The sequence below is a fragment of the Devosia faecipullorum genome (assembly GCF_015158295.1).
Lineage (GTDB): Bacteria > Pseudomonadota > Alphaproteobacteria > Rhizobiales > Devosiaceae > Devosia > Devosia faecipullorum.
Genome location: NZ_JACDXV010000001.1, coordinates 869,003 through 892,038 on the forward strand (window position 1 = coordinate 869,003; position 23,036 = coordinate 892,038).

A 23,036-nucleotide genomic window follows, 5' to 3' on the forward strand; every position below is an offset into this window, starting at 1 on the left:
GCGCCCCAGGAGCGGAATCCGTCTTCTTACACGGGAAGCCCGGTTCGCGCCTTGACGGTGCGGATGCTGAGATTGGAATGGATACGCGCGACACCTGGCAGGCGGGCGCTGAGACGCCGGTGCAGCCGCTCGAAATCTTCGTGGTCACGGCAGACCACGCGCAGGATGTAGTCGGACTGCCCCGCCATCAGATGACATTCCAGCACTTCGGGAATGTCACCCACCGCGGCCTCGAACGCTTCCAGCGCCGCTTCGCTCTGGCTGGTCAGGCCCACTTCGATGAAAAATTGCATCGTATAGCCCAGCCGTCCCGCATCGAGCCGTGCGCAATAGCCGGAAACCAGCCCCGCATCTTCCAGCGCCTTGATGCGGCGATGGCAGGCGGAAGCCGAAAGCCCCACCGCTTCGCCCAGAACCTGAACGCTGCGCCGTGAATCCGCCTGCAATTCCCGCAGCAATTTGCGGTCCGTATTGTCGATCAGCAAAGCCATTGCGCACGATCATGAAAAATTCGAACTCAATCCGAATTGAGAAGGATCAGGCGCAACAATGCAAGTGCCATAGGTAAAGGGTGCGAAACCGAAGCTTCGCACCCCATCGGGGACATCGGACAAAGGAGCGTCAGCCTTCACCCGCGTCCACCGTTCAAAGGTGAAGGCTCTGTTGGCGCTCCACCGGTTGCGGCCCGGGTCAAATCCCGGTTCGCTTTCAAAACGATGGAGGGTAGGCTCGGTTCCCATAAAATTGGGCGGGGCGCCATTCGTGATCGCCGGTCAGACCTTGCCGGCCAGCATCAGCCCGATAGTGCTGACCTCATAGGCGGCGCCCGTCTCCTCCACCTGCGCATGGCTGGCCTTGATTCCTGCTTCCAAGCCGGAGGCAAAGCTATGGGACACCGCGCCCCGCACCGTCCGATTGGTTTTTGTCGCGCTGTCGTCGTAAAGCCCCCGCTCGTGGCTGAGGCCCAGCCCCGCCGACACGGCGATGCTGTCCGTAAGTGCGAACCGTGCGTCCAGATCCGCCTCCAGCCGCCGGCTCGCCACCCCGTCCAGCGGATTGAACAGTTCGACGCCGGCAAGAGCGCGCGCGCTGATTGTCAATTGCTCGGAGACCACCATTTCGGCCTTCGCGTCGAGATAGGGCCAGAACTGCGTCAAATGCGGCGCGGCCTCCGGCCAGACCAGATCGCCGCCGGCCCGCGCCTCGACGCTCAACAGGCCTTGCCGCAGGCGAAATCCGCCCGCGAGCCGCGCGACACTGGCCGGTTGACGGCCGAAATCGAACCGGTCCGCTTCGGGGACGCTGGCAATTATCCAATGCAGACGCGCCAGACCAATGACATCCTGGCCGATTGCCCATTCGCCATCGACACGGGCCGTCACCTCACGCACTTCGGGGTCGATGACGGTCGGCGGGATCGGCAGACCGACGAAATCGGACAGGCCCGGTTGCCGGTGGCGCAGGTCCATTCCCATCGTGACCGCCCGCCCCGCATCCCCGACGATCAGTTCGCCCAATATTTCATGTTCGAGCGCCGGGCTGTTTATCACCAGCATGAGCGGACCCAGATCGAGCATTTTTCCGGTCCATTCCCCCGTCAGCGCGTAGCCGGTGCGCAGGCGCATGCCCTCGAACAGGTCGAGGCCGGCCTCGACGCCGCCGGTGATCGAAAGATCGTTCTCGCCATGATGCTGGCGAAAGACCTGCTGCTCCAGCAGCAATCCGGCGCGCAGCGACAGCGGCCCCATCACGCCTCGGGCGGACAGATCGTGATTGTGGCGAAGGTAAAAATCGGCCGCGCCGCCCGCGCTTTCCGTCGCATTCGACGTCCAGCCAGTCTCGACGCTGCTGACCAACTCGACAGGCGCCTGCCCCATGGCCGCGACCAGGCCCAGCGCATTGACAACCAGCACGATCAGGACACGCATCACCTTCTCCATCTCCATGCGGAGCAATATGAAACGCGCCGGTAACCAATATTATGCGTAGAAACTACGGACTTTCCCTAGGATATTCTTGGTTCAGATTAATGGTGAACACCACCAATAGCCTACGTAAGTATTTGATTAACTATATTAAATTTCCCAGCGCGCAAATCCTCGTCCGCATTCGGAAGGATTTGCGATGCACCAGCAAGCAAGCGATGTCTGTCAGGCCCTGCGCCATTGGCGCATCCGCTCCCGGCTGGGTCAGGCGGCGATTGCGCAATGTCTGGGGGTAACCCAGAGCCAGGTCAGCCGCTGGGAAAGTGGCCGCGACCTGCCGCGCCCGCATAATGTGGAAGCCATTCGCCGCCTGATCTGGGGGCCTGAAGCCGATCCGCTCCTGGCGCTCAGGCATTTCGTGGAGCAGTCCGGCCAGCACTTGCTGCTGATCGACATGCACCACACCATCATTGCCCGCAGCTTGCCCTTGCGCACCCAGACCAACCTGCTCGACCGCTTCGGCTGGGTTTTGGATCCGGCGCGCAATGCCGGTTTCGCTCCGGCCTGGCGGCGTTTCGTCGCCATTCTCGAACAGCCTTCCGGCGCAGTAGGGCTGACCGTCACCCTGCCCTTCACCCAGGAGGGCGAACAATGGTGCCTGACTTTGGGCATGATCGTCTATTCGCTAGGCGGCATTCGAGTTTGTCTGGCCGAACCGAGCTTCACCCCTTGCGATGCTCCCGGCGATATCCGCTTCGAGGAAGTCCATATCGCCGCCGATAATGGCCGGCGCCATGCGCTGACCCTGTGGCCGCAATCCCCCCGCCATTGACGTTTTCCCTGTTCCGCCATTGCCCCGCCAAAAATGGCGACCCGCGCCGAGGGCTGCGGCGCGGGTCAGTGAGGGAAAGGAGGCAGGTTCCCTCACGGGGTAGGAAGGCTTTACCAGCGCATGCCGGGCGCGCTCTTGTTGAAGCTGTTCCAGTTGGTGGACTGGCTGTTGCCGGAATTGACGTTGGTATTTTTCGTATTGCCCGAATTGATGTTCGTGCTGTTGCCGGAATCGACGTAGCTGGTGTTCTGCCCGCCAATACCCAGAATGCCGTTGCCGCTGCCGATATTGTTCAGGATCGAGCTGTTATTGCCGACGGCGACGGTGGTGCCGTTGAGCACATTGATCTTTTCCAGCCCGATGGCGGCGGTGACATTGCCGAGCAGCCCGCCGCTGCCCTTGCTGAAGAAGCCTCCGGCCTGGGCGGCAGGGGTCATGGCCAGAGCCGCGACGACGGAAAGAGCAATAATCGCTTTCATCTCAGGTACTCCCTTTTTCACTGATCCCTGAAGGACATGGATGAGGGAGCATCAGCCGTGGCGCCGAAGCAATTTCCGACCCCGATTTAATGCGTTGCATGCGCAAGATGCGCGAAAATAAGGGAAAGTGCGGAGCAATCGTCCAGTGTTCGCCACAGAAAACGGGCAGCACAAACGAAAGCACCCGGCAAGAGCCGGGCGCCTTGGAACAGAGCTGAAAGGGTCGATCAGTCGACCAGGCCAGCCGTGCGGCAATCTTCGAGGGTGATCGTGTCGAGATCCACCTTGGTCGAGGAATTGCGGGCCGCCGTGTCGGCCTCGAGACCGGTCGGCTCGCTGTCAGCCGCTTTGGCTTCGTCGCCCGTCGTCATTTCGGCGGCGAACTCATTCTGCTCATTGAGCAGCAGGGCGTCACATTGAGCCTGAACGTAAGGCAGGTCGGCGTCGGAAACGTCATTATTGCCAACCATGGTCTGCGCATAGGCGGAACCAGCGAAGGCCACGCCACTCAGCAGCGCGACAACACTCAGTGCGGATTTGATGTTCATTTCACTAATCTCTTGAAATTGCTAATTGAAAGAGCTTTTTGCTCCCCAAATGAACGGATGATCCCGCAGATCGTTGCAAGGAAAGCCGCGCCATTCGGAAAAGTGATTGGCGCTGGCCCGCTCCGCGCCGGCCGCCTTGGCCCATCCTCAACCCGCCAGATCATCGCCGCCGAAAAAAGGCCGCTGCCATGGCGCGCCGGAACGAAACCTGCTTTAAGGGCGCGAGTATTTTGAGATAGCGAAAAACAATGGCACACGATCACGCCCCCGATCCACAAGACCTGTTCCGGCGCCACCTCGCTGAAGTGCTTGCGGACCTGCAACAGGTTGTGGCCGATGACGGCGAGGCGGTGGCGATGATCGGCAGTCTGGCGACCGAGCTGTCCAGCACGCTTGGCGCGGTCAGCTGGGGCGCGGCCAAGGATGCCATGTCCGCTGCCAATTACGACGAATTGCTGCAATCCTTCGAAAAGAAGGGCAATGCCCTGCATCAGGCGGGCCAGACGAGGCAGGCCTATGCGGTCCAGGCTCTGGCGACTTCGCTGGTCGCGGCCACCATGCGCGGCGACCGCGTGATCGCGGAGGGCGAGGGCCTGCTCGACGCCCTGATCGACCGCGCTGTCGTGCTTTATCGTCGCCACCTAGCCAGCCTCAACTAGCCAATTCCCTTTCCGATGCCGCCGATTGGGCGTCCCTGGCACCAAGCAACAATAATGCGCCGTCTCACTTCCGCCGCCACCGGCTTGTGCAATACTGGCTCCGACCGCAAAAGGAGTCGCTTCATGAATCGCTTTTCCGTTCTGCCGCTCGCCACACTCCTCCTGGCGGTTTCTGCCCCGCTGGCCTTCGGCCAGACGACGACCGGCGCCAGCCTGACGCTGACCCTTGAGAGCGCGGGCAATATCGAGCGCAATATCGTCACCTATCAATGCGCCGACGAAGCGGCGCTGGTGGTCCAATATGTCAATGCCGCGCCCAATTTCCTCGCCATCCTGCCGGTGGATGGGGTGAACCACGTTTTCGCCACCACCCTTTCAGGCTCCGGTGCGCGCTATGTGTCCGGCCCTTATGAATGGTGGAGCCATCAGGGCGAAGGAACTTTGCGCGATCTGATGCAGGACGAGGACGCCGAGCCGCTGGCGGTCTGCAACGAAATCAGCAACACACCCTGAGGCCGGAAAGGCTCTAAATGGATCTCGCGCTTAGCCAGGAATTGTTCCCCCACGTGCGCGTCGTCATGGGCACGGTCATCGGGCTCGGGATCACGCGCCTGCTGATGACCGTCGCCGGCATCATCCAGCATCCGATGCGGGGCAAGGTTTCGGCCCTGCACATGTTCTGGGTCGGCTCGATGCTGCTGGAACTGATCTTGTTCTGGTGGTGGGAATTCGCCCTGCGCAGCTTCCAGTTCTGGAGCTTCGGCGTCGTCCTGTTCCTGATGATCTATGCGATAACGCTGTTTCTCATGGCGGCGCTGCTCTCTCCCGACAACATCTCGGAATATAAGGGCTACGAGGACTTTTTCCTCAAGCGCCGGAACTGGTTCTTCGGCCTGCTCGCCACCACTTTCCTGCTCGATCTGGTCGACACCATGATCAAGGGCGAAGCCCATTGGACCCGTTTCGACTGGACCTATTTTGCACAGGTGCCCATCGGCCTGCTGCTTTGCATCATTGCCTGGAAGAGTCGCGACCGCAGGGTGCATCTCATCATCGTCGGGCTGCACCTGCTGCACCAGCTCGCTCTCGTGCTGAACTTTTTCACCCCGGTCCCCTGAAGCGGGACGATCGGTGCCCGCATGTTACACTGGACGCTATCTGGGCGCTGGCATATGGCGCCGATAGCGCGTAAATGAAGCACGAAACGCGACGGACGAGGATTTGCCGCTCATGAACATGCTCATCTCGTCCTTCATGTTCATTGCGCTGTTCGCAATTGCCATCGCCCATTTCCTCTGGGCCTTTGGCCGGACATGGCCGATCCGCGACGAGAAACTGCTGGCCCAGACCGTGGTGGGCTTCAAGGACATCCAGTCCATGCCGCCGAAACTGGCCAGCTTCGGCGTCGGCATCGCCACCTTCACCGCCGGCATATTTGCCCTGGCTTTGGCCGACCACGACAGCGGCGGGCTCTGGCTCAATCTGGCGGGACTGGCGCTGGCGGCAATATTTTTAGCGCGCGGCATTGTCGGCTACACGCCCTGGTGGGCCGGCCTCACGCCCGAGCCCAATTTCCGCCTCAACGACCGCCGGGTCTATTCCCCGCTCTGCCTGTTCCTGGGCCTGGGTTTCCTCGTCCTGCTCTATCTGCGTCTCGCCTGACGCCATGGCCCAATATGTGCGCATGCGCCGGTATCTGGACGCAACGCTCACGCCCCCGGCCGCGCCTGCCGGCATCGCCCTATTGCCGCTCTGGCGGGCAAGACCCATCGAACTTCATGCCCTGCTGCGCGAGAGCTATGCTGGGGGTGGCGGCAGCGTTGGGGATTTTGACACCTGGTTCTGGCCGCTGGTGGAAGACAGCGAATTCGACCCCGGCCTCATGCTGATCGCCGCCGATGGTGAGGATCGCCCGCTCGGGCTGGCCCAATCCTGGACCAGCGGCTTTCTCAAGGATCTCGTGGTGGCGCCCGGAGCGCGGCGGCAGGGGGTCGGCGCCTTCCTGCTCGAAACCACCTTCAATGCCTTCCGCACCCGCGGCCTCGACCATGTCGACCTCAAGGTGGAAGCCGACAATTACGCCGCCCGCCTCTTCTATGCCCGCCATGTCATGGTCGAGATAGACCAGTAGATCAGGCTGGCGCGCCGGGGCGGATCAGCGCCACGACCGAACGCGGCGGCAGGATTGCGGTGCCCTCGGAGAACGCCACCGGGGCCGTATCGTCAGATTGAAGCCCCACGTCCCATTCCCCTTCGGGCAGGCGCGCCACCACTGGCTCTATCCGCCGGTTGAACCACACCAGAACCTCGTCGTCCTTGTGCCGCAGATGCATGCCCAGCACCGAGGCCCCGGACTCGTTCCAGTCGCCGTCATTCATCTCGCGCCCATCCGGGTGCAGCCAGATAGCATCGCGCAGCCCATGGCGCTCCTGCCCCGTCAGCCAGTGATCGTGGTGGACCGCCGGATGCGCCTTGCGGAAGGCGTGGGTCGCCGCGACGAAATCCACCAGCGTCCCATCGGCATTTTCCCAATCCAGCCAGGTGATCTCGTTGTCCTGCGCATAGGCATTGTTATTGCCCTGCTGGCTTCGATACATCTCGTCGCCCTGCTGGATCAGCGGCACGCCGCGCGACAGGAACAGCGTCGCCAGCATGGCCCGCACGTCGCGCTTGCGCGCCGCATTGATGCTCTCGTCGTCGGTCTCCCCTTCGACCCCGCAATTCCACGACTGGTTATTATTGTGCCCGTCCTGGTTGTTCTCGCCGTTCGCCTCGTTGTGTTTGTCGTGATAGCTGACCAGATCGCGCAGCGTGAAACCGTCATGGACGGCCAGCATATTGACGCCGTGATGCGGCTTCCTTCCCGCCACGTCGAACAATTCCGCCGAGCCCGAAACCTTTCCTGCCAGCGCGCCGATCTTGGCTGGCTCGCCCCGCCAGAACGCGCGGATCTGGTCGCGATAGGTGTCGTTGTGTTCCTGAAATTCCTGGCCAAACTGGCCCAGCGCATACCCGCCCGGTCCCGGATCCCAGGGCTCGGCCACAAGGATAACCTGGCTGAGCACCGGGTCTTGCTTGATCTTGCGCAGCATTTCGGCTTCGGGGTTAAAACCCGGCTCGCGCCCCAGCACCGTCGCCAGATCGAAGCGGAAACCGGCGACCCCAAGCTCCTCCACATAATAACGCAGGCTTTCGATCACCAGCCGCTGCACGGCGGGATGGTCGCAACGCAGCGTATTGCCGGTGCCGGTATCGTTGACCAGGTGCTTTTTTCCATCCACCTCGACCCAGCGATAATAGGTCTGCGGATCGAGCCCCATCATGGAGAGGATTGGCCCCTGCTGGTCGCCTTCCCCGGTATGGTTATAGACCACGTCGAGGATGACTGAGATGCCGGCCTTGCGATAGGCGTCGGTCATCACCCGCAATTCCTGCGGCCCGCGCGGCACGAGGCGGGGATCGACGGCGAAATAGGCAACCGGATTATAGCCCCAGGCATTGGTGAGCCCGAGTGCCGGCAAATGCCCCTCGTCGATCCAGGCCGCGATCGGCATCAATTGCACGGTATCGACGCCGAGATATTTGAAATGGTCGATCACGCGCCTCGTGGTCAGCCCCGCCACGGTGCCGCGCAGCGGCCCCTGCACGCTGGGATGGCGCATGGTGAAGCCGCGGACATTGAGTTCGTAGAAAAGGTTGGGCACCTTCTTCTTGCGCTGCTTGGCCTTGTCCTCGGCTTCGCCCCGCACGATGGCCTTGGGCACCAGCGGCGCGGTGTCAACCGCGTCCTCCCGCGCCAGCCGCAGCCGTGGCGAGCGCACGAATACCCGGTCGAGATAGCGCGCATAGGGATCGACCAGAAGCTTGTTGGGATCGAAGAACAACCCCTGATCCGGATCGTAGGGGCCATCGGCCCGCAGACCGTAGCGCGCGCCCGGCCCGACATTGGCGATCAGCCCGGCGCGGATATTCTCCGCGTGGACGTCCAGTTCGAACCGCTCGATTTCCTGATCCGCCTCATCGAACAGGCACACCCAGATATGGGTGGCGCTTTCCGAATAGACGGCAAAATTGACGCCGCCTTCGGTGATGGTGGCGCCCAGATGCTCAATGCGCCCGGCATTGGGCACCAGTTCCGGTTTCATCGACAAGGCTCGCTTAGGTGATGACGCTGGGTTCGCTTCGGCCAGTGCGCGCTCGGATTCCGGCAAGGCTTTCGATGATCCCGATAAGGGGCTCGAGGGCGAGCTGGGTATCGAGATCATGCCGTCCATCGGGAGCTTCATAACGTTCAAGGTAGACCCGCAACGTCGCACCCACGGTCCCGGTTCCTGACAGGCGCAGAACTATTCTCGATCCATCGGTAAAGCCGATGCGGATGCCCTGCCTGGCGCTGGTCGAGCCGTCCACCGGATCGAGATAGGTGAAATCATCGGCATAGGCGATCTGCAGGTCATCCTCGAACACCCTGCCCGGCAGTGCAGCCAATTGCCCCCGCAGGTCATCAACCAGATTATTGGCGATGGCGGCATCGACCTCCTCGTAGTCGTGCCGTGTATAATAATTGCGGCCATAGAGGCGCCAATGCTCGCGTACGATCGCATCGACGCCCTGCTTGCGCACTGCCAGAATATTGAGCCAGAGCAGCACCGCCCAGAGCCCGTCCTTCTCGCGCACATGGTTCGAGCCCGTGCCCGCGCTTTCCTCGCCGCAAATGGTCACCCGGCCCGCATCGAGCAGGTTGCCGAAGAATTTCCAGCCCGTCGGCGTCTCGTGCATCTCGATGCCGAGCTTTTCCGCCACCCGATCGGCGGCGGCGCTGGTCGGCATGGAACGGGCGATCCCGGCAATGCCGCCGCGATAGCCGGGCGCCAGATGCGCATTGGCCGCCAGCAGCGCCAGCGAATCCGAGGGCGTGACGAAGCGGTTCTTGCCGATGATCAGATTGCGGTCGCCGTCGCCATCCGACGCCGCGCCGAAATCGGGGCCGTCCGGCGTCATCAGCAGGTCATGCATCTCCTTGCAATAGACCAGGTTCGGATCGGGATGCCCGTGATTGAACGTGGGCGACGGCACGCCATTGATCACCGTTCCCTTGGGTGCGCCAAGCATCCCTTCAAGAATGGCATGGGCATAGGGCCCGGTCACCGCATGCATGGCGTCGAACGTCATGCGGAAGCCGGAGGCGAACATGCCGCGGATCGCGTCGAAATCGAACAAGGTCTGCATCAGCGCAGCATAATCGGCGACCGGATCGATGATTTCGACCGCCATGCCGCCCACCTGCTGGGTGCCGATCGTGTCGAGATCGATGTCCGGCGTGTCGAGCGTCCGGTAACTCTCGATCACCTTGCTCCGCTCAAACACCGCATCGGTGATCTTTTCGGGGGCGGGACCGCCATTGCCGATATTGTACTTGATGCCGAAATCTCCGTCCGGCCCGCCGGGATTGTGGCTGGCGGAAAGAACCAGCCCGCCGAACGCTCCATAATGGCGGATGATATGGCTGGCCGCCGGGGTGGACAGGATACCGCCCCGCCCCACCAGCACCCGGCCGAAGCCATTGGCCGCGGCGATGCGGATGGCCTTCTGGATGGCGACGTCATTGTAGAAACGGCCATCGCCGCCGATCACCAAAGTCTGGCCCTCGATCCCATCCAGGCTATCGAAGATCGACTGGATGAAATTCTCGACATAATTGGGCTGGCTATAGGCCTTGACCCGCTTGCGCAGGCCGGACGTGCCGGGCTTCTGGTCGGAATAAGGATTGGTCTTAACTGTCAGGATCGTCATTGAGCGTCATTCCGGTAAGCGAAGCGTAGATCTGGGCATAATGGGCGGCGCTGGAGGCCCAGCTCACGTCCGATTTCATCCCCCGCCTCTGCATTTTCTTCCAGGATTTCTGGTCTTTGTAGAGTTCGAACACGCGCCGGATCGCATTGGCCAGGGCCTGCTCGTCCGGCGGCGCGAATTGCACGCCCGTGGCCACCTCGGCCTGCAATGCCGCCACATTGGCGTCAATCACCGTATCGTTGAGCCCGCCGACGCGGCTGACCAGCGGAATGCTGCCATAACGCAGCGCATAGAGCTGGGTCAGCCCGCAAGGCTCGAACCGCGAGGGCACCATCATCACATCGGCGCCCCCCTGCATGAGATGGCTCAGCGCCTCGTTATAGCCGGTGATCAACCCCACCTTGCCCGGATGGCGCAGGCTTGCCGCGCGGATGGCGTTTTCCAGTTCGGCATCGCCCGAGCCGAGCACGGCGAGCTGCCCGCCCTGCGCCACCAGCATGTCGATATTGGCGGCCAGCAGGTCGATGCCCTTCTGCCAGGTCAGGCGGCTGACCACGGCAAAGAGCGGGCCGTCGAGCACATCGAGCCCGAAGGCTTCCAGCACCGCCCATTTGTTATCCGTCCGCCCCTGGATGGTGCCGGCGGAATAATTGCGCTTCAGCGCCGGATCGGTGGCGGGATTCCAGGCCTGCATGTCGATGCCGTTGAGCACGCCGAACACGGTGCCGGACCGGTTGTTGAGCAGCCCTTCCAGCCCCATGCCGAAAGCCGGTGTGCGGATTTCGTCGGCATAGGACGGCGACACCGTCGTCACCACATCGGCGCATTCGACCCCGGCCTTGAGATAGCCGACGCCGCCGTAATATTCGACGCCCTCCACCGAAAAGGCATGCAGCGGCAGGCGCAATTGCGAGAAAATATCCGCGCCGAACGTGCCCTGGAACGCCATGTTGTGGACGGTCATTACCGTCTTGAGCGTCGCGGAGGGACCGAATTTGACATAGGCGGGAACCAGGCCCGCCTGCCAGTCATGGGCATGGATCACTTGCGGGCGATAACCCTCCACAAGCCCCAGCCCAAGCTCCGACGCGACCCAGCTCAGGGCGGCGAAGCGCTTCCAGTTGTCCGGCCAATCCCAGCCCTCCGGCCCCATATAGGGATTGCCAGGCCGATCGTAGAGCGCGGGCGCATCGAGCACGATGAGGTCGAGCCCCTCCACCCGCCCGGCGATCAGCCGCCCGGTCACGCCGAACAGATCGTCGAACCGCGCCACTTCCCGCCCGCCCGCAATCCTGCCCACGACGGCAGGATAGCCCGGCAGCAGCGTGCGCATGGTGACACCCGATTCGACCAATGCCGCCGGCAGCGCTCCCGCCACGTCGGCCAGCCCGCCGGTCTTGATCAGGGGATAGATTTCCGAAGCGACCGAAAGAACCTCGATCATCGGTCCGCCAGATATTTGTTGATCATCGGCTGGGTGATCAACGTCACCCCTTCATCGGTGCGGTGGAACCATTTGCTGTCGAATTCGGGATCTTCCCCGACCACCAGGCCTTCGGGGATGTTGACCCCGCGGTCGATCACCACCTTCTTGAGCCGCGCATTGCGTCCGACATCGCAATAGGGCAGCACCACCGCCTCTTCGAGCACCGAATAGGAATGGACCCGCGAGCCGGTGGACAGCAAAGTGCGCTGCAAATGCCCGCCCGAAATGATGCAATCGCCCGACACCAGCGAATTGACCGCCGAGCCGCGCCGCCCGTCGAAATCATGCACGAACTTGGCCGGCGGGGTGATTTCCGCATAGGTCCAGATCGGCCAGTCGCGGTCATAAAGATCGAGCTGCGGATTGATGTCGGTGAGGTCGATATTGGCCTTCCAATAGGCATCTACCGTCCCCACATCGCGCCAATAGGCGATCTTTTCATTGCTGGAACGCACGCAGGAGCGGTTGAACCGATGCGCCCAGGCCGTGCCGTTCTTGACGATATAGGGGATGATGTCCTTGCCGAAATCGCGGCTCGATCCTTCGGTTGCGGCGTCGCGCTTGAGCTGTTCCATCAAGAAGCGCGTCTCGAAGATATAGATGCCCATTGAGGCCAGCGCCATGTCGGGACGGTCGGGAATGCCCGGCGGGTCTTTCGGTTTTTCGACGAAATCGACCACCCGGTCGCGTCCATCCACATGCATCACGCCGAAGCCGGTGGCTTCCATGCGCGGCACTTCCAGACACCCGATGGTCACGTCAGCGCCGGTATCCACGTGCTGGCGCAGCATGATTTCGTAGTCCATCTTGTAGATATGGTCGCCCGCGAGAATGACGATATAGCGCGCGCCGTAATCCTCGATGATGTCCATGTTCTGATAGACGGCGTCGGCGGTGCCTTCATACCATTGGGTTTCCGACACCCGCTGGGAGGCCGGCAATACGTCAAAACTTTCATTGCGTTCCTGGCGCAGGAAGTTCCAGCCCCGCGACAGGTGGCGGATCAAGCTGTGCGCCTGATATTGCGTCGCCACCGAAATGCGGCGAATGCCCGAATTGATGGCATTGGATAGCGCGAAATCGATGATGCGCGCCTTGCCGCCGAAATAGACCGCAGGCTTGGCGCGCCGGTCGGTCAGTTCCATCAGGCGGGTGCCCCGCCCACCGGCGAGCACATAGGCCATGGCTTCACGCGCCAGCGGCGACGGGACTCGATAATCTGCCATTCTTCTTCCCTCCACTTTTGCCCGGATTGAACCGGAACGTATCCAGATAAGCCGGCCCTATTCCGGCTCGTATTTCAGGAACAGGGTTGCGAGCGGCGGCAGATGCAGTTCCGCCTCCGCCGGCAAATGCCGCCCCTCAACGGCATAGGCGTTGATGCCACCCTGATTTCCGCTATTGCCGCCGGCATACCAGCCGGCGTCTGTATTGATCCGCTCCACCCAGCGCCCCACCAGCGGCAGCGGCACCTTGTAGCCGCTGCGCGGCACCGGCGTTAAATTGGAGATCACCAGCACCGGATCGGCGCCCGGCGCCTTGCGCAGCCAGGCCAGCACCGAATTGGCATGGTCATTGGCGATCACCCATTCGAACCCTTCCGGCTCGCAATCGCGTTCATAGAGGGCCGGCAGGCTACGATAGGCGGCGTTGAGATCGGCGACCAGCCGCCGCAGCCCCTCATGACCGGGCGCATCGAGCAGCCACCAGTCCAGCGCCTTGTTCTCCGACCATTCCTCGCGCTGCCCGAATTCCTGGCCCATGAACAGGAGCTTCTTGCCCGGATAGCCCCACATATAGGCGAGATAGGCGCGCAGGCCGGCAAATTGCTGCCAGTCATCGCCCGGCATCTTGTTGAGCAGCGAGCCCTTGCCATGCACCACTTCGTCATGGCTCAGCGGCAGCACGAAATTCTCGGAAAAGGCATACATCATGCCAAAGGTCATGTCGCTGTGATGGAACCGGCGATGCACGGCATTGCGGCTCATGAACCGCAATGTGTCGTTCATGAAGCCCATGTTCCATTTGAACCCGAACCCCAGGCCCCCGGCATAGGTCGGCGCGCTGACGCCCGGCCATGAGGTGGATTCCTCGGCGATCATGAAGGCGCCGGGAAATTGCCGATAGACCTCGGCATTGACCCTTTGCAGGAAGGCCACGGCTTCCAGGTTCTGGTTGCCGCCATGCTGGTTGGGCACCCATTCGCCCGGCTGGCGCGAATAGTCGAGATAGAGCATCGAGGCCACCGCATCGACGCGCAGCCCGTCGATATGGAATGTCTCGAACCAATAGAGCGCATTATTGGTGAGGAAGGCCGAAACCTCCTTGCGCCCGAAATTGTAGATCGCCGTATTCCAGTCCGGGTGATAGCCCTGCCTGGGGTCTTCATGCTCATAGAGCGCCGTGCCGTCGAACCGGGCCAGCCCGAAATCGTCGGTGGGGAAATGGGCGGGAACCCAGTCGAGGATCACCCCCAGCCCCGCCTCGTGCGCCGCATTGACCAGCCGCGCGAAACCGGACGGATCGCCGAACCGCGAAGTGGGCGCATAGAGCCCGGTCGGCTGATAGCCCCAGCTCGGATCGAATGGGTGCTCGGAAATGGGCAGGAATTCGAGATGAGTATAGCCCATATCGGCGGCATAGGGCACCAATTGCTCGGCCAATTGGTCATAGGACATGAAGCTGCCATCGGGGCGGCGGCGCCATGAGCCTAGGTGCACCTCATAGATGGCCATCGGCGTGCGCCGCCAGTCGCGGCTGGCGCGCTCTTCCATATATTTGTTATCCGTCCATTTGAACGGGGTGGGGTCCGGCACCACCGAGGCATTGCGCGGCCGCATCTCGGCCTGCCGGGCAAACGGGTCGGCCTTGAGCGGCAGCACCATTCCATCGGGCCCGACGATCTCGTATTTATAGATCGTGCCGGTGCCCAGCACCGGGATGAACACTTCCCAGATGCCATTGCGATTGCGCATCGGATGGCGGCGTCCATCCCATTCATTCCACGGCCCCACCACCGAGACGCGCAGCGCATTGGGAGCCCAGACGGCGAAATGGGTGCCGTGAATGCCCTCGAATTCCATTTCGTGGGCGCCCATCTTGTCGAACATGCGCAAGTGGCTGCCTTCGCCGATATAGAAATCGTCCATCGGTCCCAGCACCGGCCCGAAGGAATAGGCGTCGAACAATGTCCATGTGCCACCGGCATTTTTCGCTTCATAGCGGATGGGCTGGCGGGCTCTTATGTCGACCTTGGCCTCGAAGAAGCCGGCGGCGTGGCGCGGGATCATATGGCCCAGCTTCGTGCCATCCAGCGTATAGGCATTGAGGGATTCGGCATGTGGCACAAAGGCCCGCAACACCCAGTCGTCGCCGACCTGATGCAGTCCGAGAAAGGCAAAGGCGTCGGCGTGACGGCCGGCGACAATGGCCTCCACCTCGCTCCCGTCAGCCTGCCAGTTTTCCTTGTTTGAACTCACGCCCACTTTCCCCCACTCACTCCCCGCCTGCCGCGGGAAGCATATGAACAACGCGACAGGAGGCCTTCTCGTTCAACCCTTCCTGTCCTCGCGCGCCTCGATCTAAGATGTCGGCACGTTCCATATATCGGCAGCATATTGCCGTATCGTGCGGTCCGAAGAGAAGAAGCCGACATTGGCCGTGTTGCGGATGGCCATGGCGTTCCAGCGGGCCGGGTCGCTCCAGATCTGGTCCACCCTTGCCTGCGCCGCCGCATAGGCGTCGAAATCGCGCGCCACCATGAACCAGTCATGGTCGTAGAGCCCGCCGATCAGGTCGCGATAGCGATGCGGATCGTCCGGGGAAAACACGCCCGAGGCGATGGTCTCGAGGGCTTCGCGCAGGCGCGGCGAGGCATCAATCGCCGCCCTTGGCACTTCCGAACGGCCGCGCTTCTCCGCCACTTCATCGGCGGTGAGGCCGAAAATGATGATATTGTCCGCCCCCACTTCCTTGTGCATTTCGACATTGGCGCCGTCCATGGTGCCGATGGTCAGCGCCCCATTGGCCATGAATTTCATATTGCCGGTGCCCGAGGCTTCCATGCCTGCGGTCGAGATCTGCTCGCTGAGATTGGCCGCCGGCACGATGACTTCGGCCAGGCTCACATTGTAATTGGGCAGGAACACCACCTTGAGCAGGCCCCGCACCGCCGGATCGTGATTGATCACCCGCGCCACGTCATTGATCAGCTTGATGATCAGCTTGGCATTCCAATAGCTGGGAGCGGCCTTGCCGGCAAAAATCTTGACGCGCGGCACCCAATTGCGCTCGGGATGAGCGCGGATGTCGTCATAAAGCGCAACTGCCTGCACGATATTGAGCAATTGCCGCTTATATTCGTGGATGCGCTTGATTTGCACGTCGAACATCGCTTCCGGCGAGACGGCAATGTTCATCCGGTCCTTGATCAGCCGCGCCAGCTGCACCTTGTTCTCCAGCTTCACCGCGGCGAACTGCTGCTGGAACCCGGGATCTTCCGCATGCGCCGACAGCGCCTTGAGCTTGTCGATATCGTCGAGGAATTCAGGACCGATGCGGTCGCTGATCAATCGGGTCAGCCCGGGATTACACTGCATCAGCCAGCGGCGCGGCGTGATGCCATTGGTCTTGTTGTTGATGCGCTCGGGATAAAGATCGTGCAGGTCCGAGAACACGGTCTGCTTCATCAATTCGGTATGGAGCCCAGACACGCCATTGATCGAATGGGAGCCCACAAAGGCCAATTGCCCCATGCGCACGCGCCGCCCGCCATGTTCGTCGATCAGCGACACCGCCGCCACGCGCTGGTCGGTAAAGCCAGCCTTGGCGCGCGCCTCGGCCAAGACATCGGCATTGATCTGGTAGATGATCTGCATATGGCGCGGCAGCAGCCGTTCCAGCAGCGCGACCGGCCAGCTTTCCAATGCCTCGGGCAGCAGCGTGTGGTTGGTATAGGCGAAGGTGGCCTTGGTCAGCCGCCAGGCGTCAGCCCATTTCAGCCCCTTCTCATCGATCAGGATGCGCATCAGTTCGGCCACCGAAATGGCCGGATGCGTGTCGTTGAGCTGGATCGCCACCTTGTCCGGCAGGGAGTGCAATTCGCCATATTGCTGGAGATGGCGGCGCACGATGTCCTGCAACGACGCAGAGGAGAAGAAGAATTCCTGACGCAGCCGCAATTCCTGGCCCGCCGCCGTCGAATCTGCCGGATAGAGCACGCGGGTAATGGCTTCCGCCTTGGCGCTTTCCTCCAACGCCCCGATATGGTCGCCGGAATTGAACTTTTCGAGCAGGATCGGATCGATGGGCTGCGCGCTCCACAGGCGCAGCGTGTTCACGCGCGCCCCGCGCCAGCCGACGATGGGCGTGTCATAGGCCACGGCCAGCAGATGCTCGTTGGGCCGCCATTCCTGCCGCATTTCGCCATCGGGGTCGGTCACCGGCTCGACATGCCCGCCAAACCCGACTTCATAGGCGCTTTCCCGGCGCTCGAATTCCCACGGATTGCCGTGCGCCAGCCATTCCTCGGGCAGTTCCACCTGCCAGCCTTCGCTCATTTCCTGGCGGAACAGGCCGTGCACATAGCGGATGCCATAGCCGTAGGCGGGAATATTCACCGAGGACATGGATTCAAGGAAACAGGCGGCGAGACGCCCCAGCCCACCATTGCCCAAAGCCGCATCGGGCTCCAGGTTGATCAGGTCGCCCAGATCGACATTGAGGTTCTTGAGCGCCTGCCGCACCGGCTCCATCAGCCCCACATTGCTCATCGCGTCGCGCATGAGCCGGCCGATCAGGAATTCGAGGCTGAGATAATAGACGCGCTTGTGCGAGGTTCGCCAGGTTTCGCGCGAGCTTTCCATCCAGCGGTCCATGATGCGGTCGCGCACCGCCAAGATAGTGGCCCGCAGCCAGTCATGGGGCCGGGCGACTATGGGATCCTTGCCAACCGAATAGATCAGTCTTTCGAGGATTTCGGCCTGGATGGCCTCAACGCTGCTGGCACGGGGCTCGGGGGTGGGAGCATCGTAGACGATCGGCTGTTGCGGCATCACGCGATCCAATGTTCATGACGATATTCCCCTCAGAATGCAGCCAGTCTTGCACTTAATTTGTGCACGGAAAAGCCCCCATGCGTCTGGCGCCAATCCGGCTCGGACAGCCATGCGCCGAATGGGACGAAGCCCCATCCGCCTCCGGCGCTCGCCGTCGCGCCCCGCTCCGCCCAAAAGCATGGGGTCGAACCCTGCCTTAACCCATTCGCGTAACGGTAAATTACTGAACAGCCTCGGATAATGGTCGCCGATACGGAGCATGCCATGTCTGATGACGAGAAAATCCCTCCACAGATCTTGAACCAACTGCTCTCCAGCATGTTCGCCATATCGCCCATCGCCATGTCGATCACGACCAGCGAAGGCCGCGAATCCCGCTATCTGCGGGTCAATGATGCCTATCTGTCACTGGTCGGCAGAAGCTGGTCGGAATTGCGCGGGGTCAGGGTTGTCGAAAAAACCGTCCATGAAGACGAGGCGCGGGCCAGACGCCACGACAGGCTCGAAAAAGAGGGTGGATATGTCGGCGAATATGTCGAAATTCACCGTGCCGATGGCGTCGTCGTGCCGACCCTTATCTCGTCCCAGCGCAGCGTCATCGGGGGCACGCAATATGACGTCGAAATCATTGTCGACATTTCCTCGCGCGTAACCGAGCAGCGCAAGCACGAAGAAACGCTGGAAACGCTGGCCCGCACCGACGTCATTTCGGGGCTCCCCAACCGACGCGCCTTCGATGAACAGCTCAACAAGGCCTTTCGCAACCCCACCGCCGCCCCCCCGATCCTGGCGCTCTTGGACCTCAATGGCTTCAAGGCCATCAACGACATCCACGGTCACGCCATTGGCGACGAAGTGCTCCGCCTCGTCAGCACGAGATTGCATGAAAGCCGGCGCGGCAATGATTTCGTCGCGCGCATCGGCGGCGACGAATTCGCTATCCTGTTCCATACCGGTGGGCAGGATTTGCCTCAGGCGCGTATCGATGACCTGCTCGCCGCGATCGGCAAGCCCATGAATATCAATGGCATTATCCTGTCTGTCGGCAGCGCGATCGGCATGGCCCGTCTGGAGCCGGGCGAGGATATTGCGGCGCTCTATCAGCGGGCCGATGCGAAAATGTATGAAATGAAACGCGGTGCGCCGCTCTAGCCGGCGCTCGGCTCAATGCCCGTTGGCCCGGTTCCGCGCGGTGGCACCATCCGCTCCTGCTTGCGCTCCTCGCCGGTTTCGTCCTGACGCTGCTCACGGATCGCCTGTGCCGCATTGGCCAGCAATTCCTCGCGGTCGCTCATATTGCGCGTGCGCCGCACCGGGCGGCGCGGCATGACCGGCTTGCTGGGCAGCGCATGGGCGATGATCGATTGCGCGATCAATAGCGTCGGCACCGCCACTAGCCCGCCCACCGGACCCCAGGCCCAGATCCAGAAGGTGATCGAGAGGAAGATGATGAAGGGATTGAGCGTCAGCGTCCGCCCGATGAAATGCGGGGTAAAAATCTGCCCTTCGACAAAATTGATGCTGGCATAGCAAATGACCGGCAACAGGATCGCCAGCAGATCGGTCTGCGTGCCCAGCCCCACCGCCAGCAACACCGTGATCATGATCGCCTGGCCCACATAGGGCACGTAATTGAGCACCGCCGCCATCGCTCCCCACAGCAGGGGCGAAGGCATGCCGATGGCCCACATGGCCAGCGTCACCGCCGTGCCGACGCAGAAATTGATCATGGTCACCGATAGCAGGAAGCGGCTGACCTTGAACTCGACGTCGCGGAACACATGCGCCGTGCGCCAGCGCATCCGGCGGGTGACGCACATCGACAGTACTGACATGCGGATATGGTCGCGCGTGGCGACGAAGAAATAGAGGCTGGCCAGAAAGATCGCCACCTGTGCCAGCGCCGCCGGAGCAAGCATGGCGACGCCCGTCACCGCGCTGCTGTCCTCCACGGTCACCGCCATGGCGCCGCCGCTGCCCAGCACGTCCCCGATCTGCGCCTGGAATGCGCTGATCGATTCCAGCGGTTCGCGCAGATTGGCCAATTGCTCCTGCAATTTGGACCAGATCAGGGGGGCCCGCGCCACCCATTCGCTCAGCGGCACGGCAAAGAGAGTCGCAAAACCGGCAATCACCGCCAGCAGCAGCAACACCACCACCCCCGCCGACAGTGCTGGCGGCACGCCCCAGCTTTCCACCCTGTCGGCCACCGGCCCGAACATCAGCCCGATGACGATGGCCAGCGTAACCGGCGCCAGAAACACCTGCCCGGCCTGCAACACCATGAGTAGGACGGCAAAGCCGATCCCCACCACCGCCAGCCGCGCCGCATTGTTGAGGACACGCTCGAACTGGCTTTCATTCATCTCGGCAGGATCGGCCTTGACCGGGTTTTGGCTCATGGGAATTCCGTCTCGAAATTGTGGCCGCAAAACGCCCCGGCCCGCGCTTTCGTTCCTCCCCCGCCTGCGGGCCATCGACCATTTCCGGGCGCTTCGATAAGCTCCGCGGCGAATCTTTCCCGTTTGCCAGAAGAAATCTCATGTCCCGCAAGATCATCATTGATACCGACCCCGGCCAGGACGATGCCGTCGCCATCCTCCTCGCCCTGGCCTCGCCCGAGGAACTCGACGTGCTCGGCGTGGTCGCGGTGGCGGGCAATGTCGGCCTCGCCCAGAACGCCATCAATGCCCGCAAGGTGGTGGAATTGTCCGGCCGCACCGATATTCCGGTCTATGCCGGCAGCGTCCGCCCCATGCGCCGGCAATTGGTCACCGCCGAGCATGTGCATGGCGATACCGGCCTCAACGGCCCCGACCTGCCCGAACCCACTATTCCGCTTCAGGCCCAGCACGGCGTCGATTTCATTATCGAGACGCTGATGAATGCCGAACCGAAGACCATCACCCTGTGCACGCTCGGGCCGCTGACCAATATCGGCATGGCGCTGATCAAGGAGCCGCGTATCGCCGAGCGCATCCAGGAAATCGTCATGATGGGTGGGGCCTATTTCGAGGTCGGCAACATCACGCCGGCCGCCGAATTCAACATCTATGTCGATCCCGAAGCCGCCGACGTGGTGATGCGCTGCGGCGCCCCGATCACCATCCAGCCGCTCGACGTCACCCACATGATTCAGTCCACGCCATCGCGGCTTAACGCCATCAGGGCGCTGGGAAACAAGAGCGGTCAGGCGGTCTATGACATGCTGACCTTCTCGGAGAGTTTCGACCTCAAGAAATATGGCTGGGAAGGCGCGCCGCTGCATGACCCCACCGTCATCGCCTGGCTGCTTCAGCCCGAACTCTTCGAAGGCCGCCATTGCAATGTCGCCATCGAGACGGCGAGCGAATTGACCATCGGCATGACCGTGGTCGACTACTGGCACGTCACCGGCCGCGCCCATAACGCCAATTATCTGCGCTCCGGCAATGCCGAGGGCTTCTACAAGCTCCTGACCGAGCGCCTGGCACGCCTGCCTTAAACGGTCAGTCGAGAATAGCGCCACAACCACGATGCTGCCCTCGGGCTCGACCCGAGGGCAGCACGGTTCTTGTGACGGGCAAGTGCCACACGCAGGGTTTTCACCCCAGCCGCACCTCCCGCGCCACCCCGATCGCCTCCAGAAACGCCCGGTCGTGGCTGACCACCAGCAGCGCCCCGTCAAAGGCGCGCAGCCCCGCTTCCACCACTTCGATCGCCTCGACATCGAGATGGTTGGTCGGCTCGTCCAGCACCAGCAGCATGGGGGCCGTCTTGCCGCCCAGCGCACAGGCCAGCCCCGCCCGCAGCATTTCTCCGCCGCTCAGCGTGCCCACTTTTTGCAGGGCCGCGTCATTGCGGAACATGAAGGCCGCCAGCACCGTGCGGCAATCATTGATGGAACTGTCGGGGTTGAGCCGCCGGAAATTCTCCACAATGGTTTCGTCGCGCTGCAACAAAGCCACCTGCTGATCCAAGAGCGCCATTCTGCCGCCGATCTGCACCGTTCCCGCAAGCGGCTCCAAACCGCCGGTCAGCAGTTTGAGCAGCGTCGTCTTGCCCACGCCATTGTTTCCGGTCAGCGCCACCCGTTCCGGCCCGATCATTTCCATCGAAAAATCCCGGATCACCGGACGATCAGGGTCGTGCCCGCCCGCCAATCCCTGCGCCCGCAGCACCATCTTCCCGCCCGGCAACCCGCTGGGGGCGAGCTTGACGGCAAAGGGCGTCAGAACTTCGATCCTCGCCCGCGCTGCTTCCGCCTGCAAAGCTGCCGTGTCGGCCTGCTTTTCCGCCAGCCGGTCCAGTCCGCCGGCCGTGGCCTCCGCCTGCCGTTTCAATCCGCCGAGCAGGATTTTGGGTGCATCGCCTCGCGCTGCCTTCCGGCGTCCGCCGGCATCGCGCCGATCCTGTCGTTCCCGCGCCTCCTGCGCCGCTTTCGCCCCATCGCGCACCTGCCGTTCGGCGACGTCCAGATCACGCTGCGCCCCCACCAGTTCCAGCGCCTTGCGCTCCCGGTAAAAGCTCCAATTGCCGCCATAGCTCGTCGCGCCGAGCCCGGTCAGTTCGACAATGGCATCCATGCCATCCAGCAATTCGCGATCATGGCTGATGACGATGGCCGCGCCGCGCCATTGCGCCAGCATGTTCGCCACGGCAGAGCGTCCCTCCGCATCGAGATTATTGGTCGGCTCGTCGAGAAGGATCAGCTCGGGCTCGTCAAACACCAAGGCCGCCAGCGCGGCCCGAGTCCGCTGCCCGCCGGACAATTGCGCCAATAGCTTCTGCGGCCCGGCATCGAGCCCGAGTGCCGCCAGCGCTCCGTCCAGCCGCGCCTCCAGCGTCCAGTCGGCCTCCGCCAGTTCGTCGGCGCTGGCCTCGCCCATCATGGCGCGCTCCACGAGCTTGAGCGCAGGCCCGATACCGAACAGATCGGCGATATTCTCCTCGGGGCCGGGCTGCACCTGCTGACGCAGGACACCGATCCTTCCGGCAACGCTGATCGAGCCCGAGCCGGGGACGAGATCGCCGGAAATGAGCCGGAACAGGCTCGTCTTGCCCACGCCATTGCGGCCGACAAGCCCGGTGCGCCCGGGGCCGAAATTCAGATCGAGATTGGAAAAAAGCGTGCGGCCGTCAGGACCGTTATAGGTCAGCCGCGAGATCGTGACGGAAGAAGGCATGGATCGGAAAATCCCCATTGGCAGAGCAGGCTGGCTTTGCGTTGGGGTAGAGATCCATTGGGTACCGTCCGGTCGAATTGCGATGCCTTAAAA

Annotated in this window: 20 protein-coding genes; 8 read left to right on the top strand and 12 right to left on the bottom strand. The window is 62.3% G+C overall.

Annotation, left to right across the window (positions count from 1 at the left end):
- Positions 1–26: 26 nt before the first annotated feature.
- Positions 27–491, bottom strand: coding sequence for an Lrp/AsnC family transcriptional regulator (locus H0482_RS04305; protein WP_193728762.1), 465 nt, complete (start codon positions 489–491; stop codon positions 27–29).
- A gap of 282 nt (positions 492–773) precedes the next feature.
- Entirely contained in the window at positions 774–1,928 is a 1,155-nt protein-coding gene (locus H0482_RS04310; protein ID WP_193728763.1) for a hypothetical protein, read from the bottom strand.
- A 196-nt stretch (positions 1,929–2,124) separates the two neighbouring features.
- On the opposite strand from H0482_RS04310, the gene H0482_RS04315 reads away from it, so the two are divergent.
- Positions 2,125–2,757 carry a helix-turn-helix domain-containing protein gene (locus tag H0482_RS04315; RefSeq protein ID WP_193728764.1) on the top strand — a complete coding sequence of 211 codons (633 nt, stop codon included), beginning with the start codon at positions 2,125–2,127 and terminating at the stop codon, positions 2,755–2,757.
- Positions 2,758–2,867: 110 nt separating this feature from the next.
- On the opposite strand, the gene H0482_RS04320 is transcribed toward H0482_RS04315, so the two are convergent.
- Positions 2,868–3,236 carry a hypothetical protein gene (locus H0482_RS04320; protein ID WP_193728765.1) on the bottom strand — a complete coding sequence of 123 codons (369 nt, stop codon included), beginning with the start codon at positions 3,234–3,236 and terminating at the stop codon, positions 2,868–2,870.
- Between the two features lie 227 nt (positions 3,237–3,463).
- Positions 3,464–3,784 carry a hypothetical protein gene (locus H0482_RS04325; protein WP_193728766.1) on the bottom strand — a complete coding sequence of 107 codons (321 nt, stop codon included), beginning with the start codon at positions 3,782–3,784 and terminating at the stop codon, positions 3,464–3,466.
- A 248-nt stretch (positions 3,785–4,032) separates the two neighbouring features.
- Here H0482_RS04325 and H0482_RS04330 point away from each other — a divergent pair, with 248 nt between their 5' ends.
- From H0482_RS04330 to H0482_RS04350, 5 genes are all read left to right on the top strand, one after another.
- Positions 4,033–4,443, top strand: a complete 411-nt coding sequence (locus H0482_RS04330; RefSeq protein ID WP_193728767.1) for a hypothetical protein — start codon at positions 4,033–4,035, stop codon at positions 4,441–4,443.
- Positions 4,444–4,566: 123 nt separating this feature from the next.
- Complete coding sequence (locus H0482_RS04335; protein ID WP_193728768.1) at positions 4,567–4,956, top strand: MliC family protein; 390 nt, start codon at positions 4,567–4,569, stop codon at positions 4,954–4,956.
- Positions 4,957–4,973: 17 nt separating this feature from the next.
- Positions 4,974–5,561, top strand: coding sequence for a hypothetical protein (locus H0482_RS04340; protein ID WP_193728769.1), 588 nt, complete (start codon positions 4,974–4,976; stop codon positions 5,559–5,561).
- Positions 5,562–5,673: 112 nt separating this feature from the next.
- Positions 5,674–6,105: a DUF3995 domain-containing protein gene (locus H0482_RS04345; protein WP_193728770.1), complete on the top strand. Its 432-nt coding sequence runs from the start codon at positions 5,674–5,676 to the stop codon at positions 6,103–6,105.
- A 22-nt stretch (positions 6,106–6,127) separates the two neighbouring features.
- Positions 6,128–6,574 (top strand): GNAT family N-acetyltransferase, encoded by a 447-nt coding sequence (locus tag H0482_RS04350; RefSeq protein WP_193728771.1) that lies wholly within the window; start codon positions 6,128–6,130, stop codon positions 6,572–6,574.
- Between the two features lies 1 nt (position 6,575).
- On the opposite strand, the gene glgX is transcribed toward H0482_RS04350, so the two are convergent.
- From glgX to H0482_RS04380, 6 genes are all read right to left on the bottom strand, one after another.
- The gene (gene glgX, locus H0482_RS04355) at positions 6,576–8,588 is read right to left on the bottom strand and encodes a glycogen debranching protein GlgX (RefSeq protein WP_193728772.1); all 2,013 of its coding nucleotides are present in this window, start codon (positions 8,586–8,588) and stop codon (positions 6,576–6,578) included.
- A gap of 13 nt (positions 8,589–8,601) precedes the next feature.
- Complete coding sequence (locus H0482_RS04360; protein WP_193728773.1) at positions 8,602–10,236, bottom strand: alpha-D-glucose phosphate-specific phosphoglucomutase; 1,635 nt, start codon at positions 10,234–10,236, stop codon at positions 8,602–8,604.
- The gene (gene glgA, locus H0482_RS04365; protein WP_193729089.1) at positions 10,217–11,677 is read right to left on the bottom strand and encodes a glycogen synthase GlgA; all 1,461 of its coding nucleotides are present in this window, start codon (positions 11,675–11,677) and stop codon (positions 10,217–10,219) included. The genes H0482_RS04360 and glgA overlap by 20 nt, the downstream gene beginning before the upstream one ends.
- Positions 11,677–12,948: a glucose-1-phosphate adenylyltransferase gene (gene glgC / locus H0482_RS04370; RefSeq protein WP_193728774.1), complete on the bottom strand. Its 1,272-nt coding sequence runs from the start codon at positions 12,946–12,948 to the stop codon at positions 11,677–11,679. The genes glgA and glgC overlap by 1 nt, the downstream gene beginning before the upstream one ends.
- Before the next feature lie 57 nt (positions 12,949–13,005).
- Positions 13,006–15,201, bottom strand: a complete 2,196-nt coding sequence (gene glgB, locus H0482_RS04375; protein ID WP_330998192.1) for a 1,4-alpha-glucan branching protein GlgB — start codon at positions 15,199–15,201, stop codon at positions 13,006–13,008.
- Positions 15,202–15,303: 102 nt separating this feature from the next.
- On the bottom strand, positions 15,304–17,775 hold the full coding sequence (locus tag H0482_RS04380) for a glycogen/starch/alpha-glucan phosphorylase (RefSeq protein WP_193728776.1): 2,472 nt from the start codon (positions 17,773–17,775) through the stop codon (positions 15,304–15,306).
- 267 nt (positions 17,776–18,042) lie between these two features.
- Between H0482_RS04380 and H0482_RS04385 the strand changes: the two genes are divergently transcribed.
- Positions 18,043–18,930 (top strand): GGDEF domain-containing protein, encoded by an 888-nt coding sequence (locus H0482_RS04385; protein WP_193728777.1) that lies wholly within the window; start codon positions 18,043–18,045, stop codon positions 18,928–18,930.
- Here H0482_RS04385 and H0482_RS04390 read toward each other — a convergent pair.
- On the bottom strand, positions 18,927–20,180 hold the full coding sequence (locus H0482_RS04390) for an AI-2E family transporter (protein ID WP_193728778.1): 1,254 nt from the start codon (positions 20,178–20,180) through the stop codon (positions 18,927–18,929). The genes H0482_RS04385 and H0482_RS04390 overlap by 4 nt on opposite strands.
- Before the next feature lie 140 nt (positions 20,181–20,320).
- Here H0482_RS04390 and H0482_RS04395 point away from each other — a divergent pair, with 140 nt between their 5' ends.
- Positions 20,321–21,262: a nucleoside hydrolase gene (locus tag H0482_RS04395; protein ID WP_193728779.1), complete on the top strand. Its 942-nt coding sequence runs from the start codon at positions 20,321–20,323 to the stop codon at positions 21,260–21,262.
- Between the two features lie 100 nt (positions 21,263–21,362).
- Here H0482_RS04395 and H0482_RS04400 read toward each other — a convergent pair whose 3' ends face one another.
- On the bottom strand, positions 21,363–22,943 hold the full coding sequence (locus H0482_RS04400; RefSeq protein WP_193728780.1) for an ABC-F family ATP-binding cassette domain-containing protein: 1,581 nt from the start codon (positions 22,941–22,943) through the stop codon (positions 21,363–21,365).
- Positions 22,944–23,036: the final 93 nt, after the last annotated feature.

Bases quoted from the DNA above. Each gene is read 5' to 3' on its own strand.
- H0482_RS04305 (WP_193728762.1), bottom strand. From the start codon at position 491: ATGGCTTTGCTGATCGACAATACGGACCGCAAATTGCTGCGGGAATTG.
- H0482_RS04310 (WP_193728763.1), bottom strand. From the start codon at position 1,928: ATGCGTGTCCTGATCGTGCTGGTTGTCAATGCGCTGGGCCTGGTCGCG.
- H0482_RS04315 (WP_193728764.1), top strand. From the start codon at position 2,125: ATGCACCAGCAAGCAAGCGATGTCTGTCAGGCCCTGCGCCATTGGCGC.
- H0482_RS04320 (WP_193728765.1), bottom strand. From the start codon at position 3,236: ATGAAAGCGATTATTGCTCTTTCCGTCGTCGCGGCTCTGGCCATGACC.
- H0482_RS04325 (WP_193728766.1), bottom strand. From the start codon at position 3,784: ATGAACATCAAATCCGCACTGAGTGTTGTCGCGCTGCTGAGTGGCGTG.
- H0482_RS04330 (WP_193728767.1), top strand. From the start codon at position 4,033: ATGGCACACGATCACGCCCCCGATCCACAAGACCTGTTCCGGCGCCAC.
- H0482_RS04335 (WP_193728768.1), top strand. From the start codon at position 4,567: ATGAATCGCTTTTCCGTTCTGCCGCTCGCCACACTCCTCCTGGCGGTT.
- H0482_RS04340 (WP_193728769.1), top strand. From the start codon at position 4,974: ATGGATCTCGCGCTTAGCCAGGAATTGTTCCCCCACGTGCGCGTCGTC.
- H0482_RS04345 (WP_193728770.1), top strand. From the start codon at position 5,674: ATGAACATGCTCATCTCGTCCTTCATGTTCATTGCGCTGTTCGCAATT.
- H0482_RS04350 (WP_193728771.1), top strand. From the start codon at position 6,128: ATGCGCCGGTATCTGGACGCAACGCTCACGCCCCCGGCCGCGCCTGCC.
- glgX (WP_193728772.1), bottom strand. From the start codon at position 8,588: ATGAAACCGGAACTGGTGCCCAATGCCGGGCGCATTGAGCATCTGGGC.
- H0482_RS04360 (WP_193728773.1), bottom strand. From the start codon at position 10,236: ATGACGATCCTGACAGTTAAGACCAATCCTTATTCCGACCAGAAGCCC.
- glgC (WP_193728774.1), bottom strand. From the start codon at position 12,948: ATGGCAGATTATCGAGTCCCGTCGCCGCTGGCGCGTGAAGCCATGGCC.
- H0482_RS04380 (WP_193728776.1), bottom strand. From the start codon at position 17,775: ATGCCGCAACAGCCGATCGTCTACGATGCTCCCACCCCCGAGCCCCGT.
- H0482_RS04385 (WP_193728777.1), top strand. From the start codon at position 18,043: ATGTCTGATGACGAGAAAATCCCTCCACAGATCTTGAACCAACTGCTC.
- H0482_RS04390 (WP_193728778.1), bottom strand. From the start codon at position 20,180: ATGAGCCAAAACCCGGTCAAGGCCGATCCTGCCGAGATGAATGAAAGC.
- H0482_RS04395 (WP_193728779.1), top strand. From the start codon at position 20,321: ATGTCCCGCAAGATCATCATTGATACCGACCCCGGCCAGGACGATGCC.
- H0482_RS04400 (WP_193728780.1), bottom strand. From the start codon at position 22,943: ATGCCTTCTTCCGTCACGATCTCGCGGCTGACCTATAACGGTCCTGAC.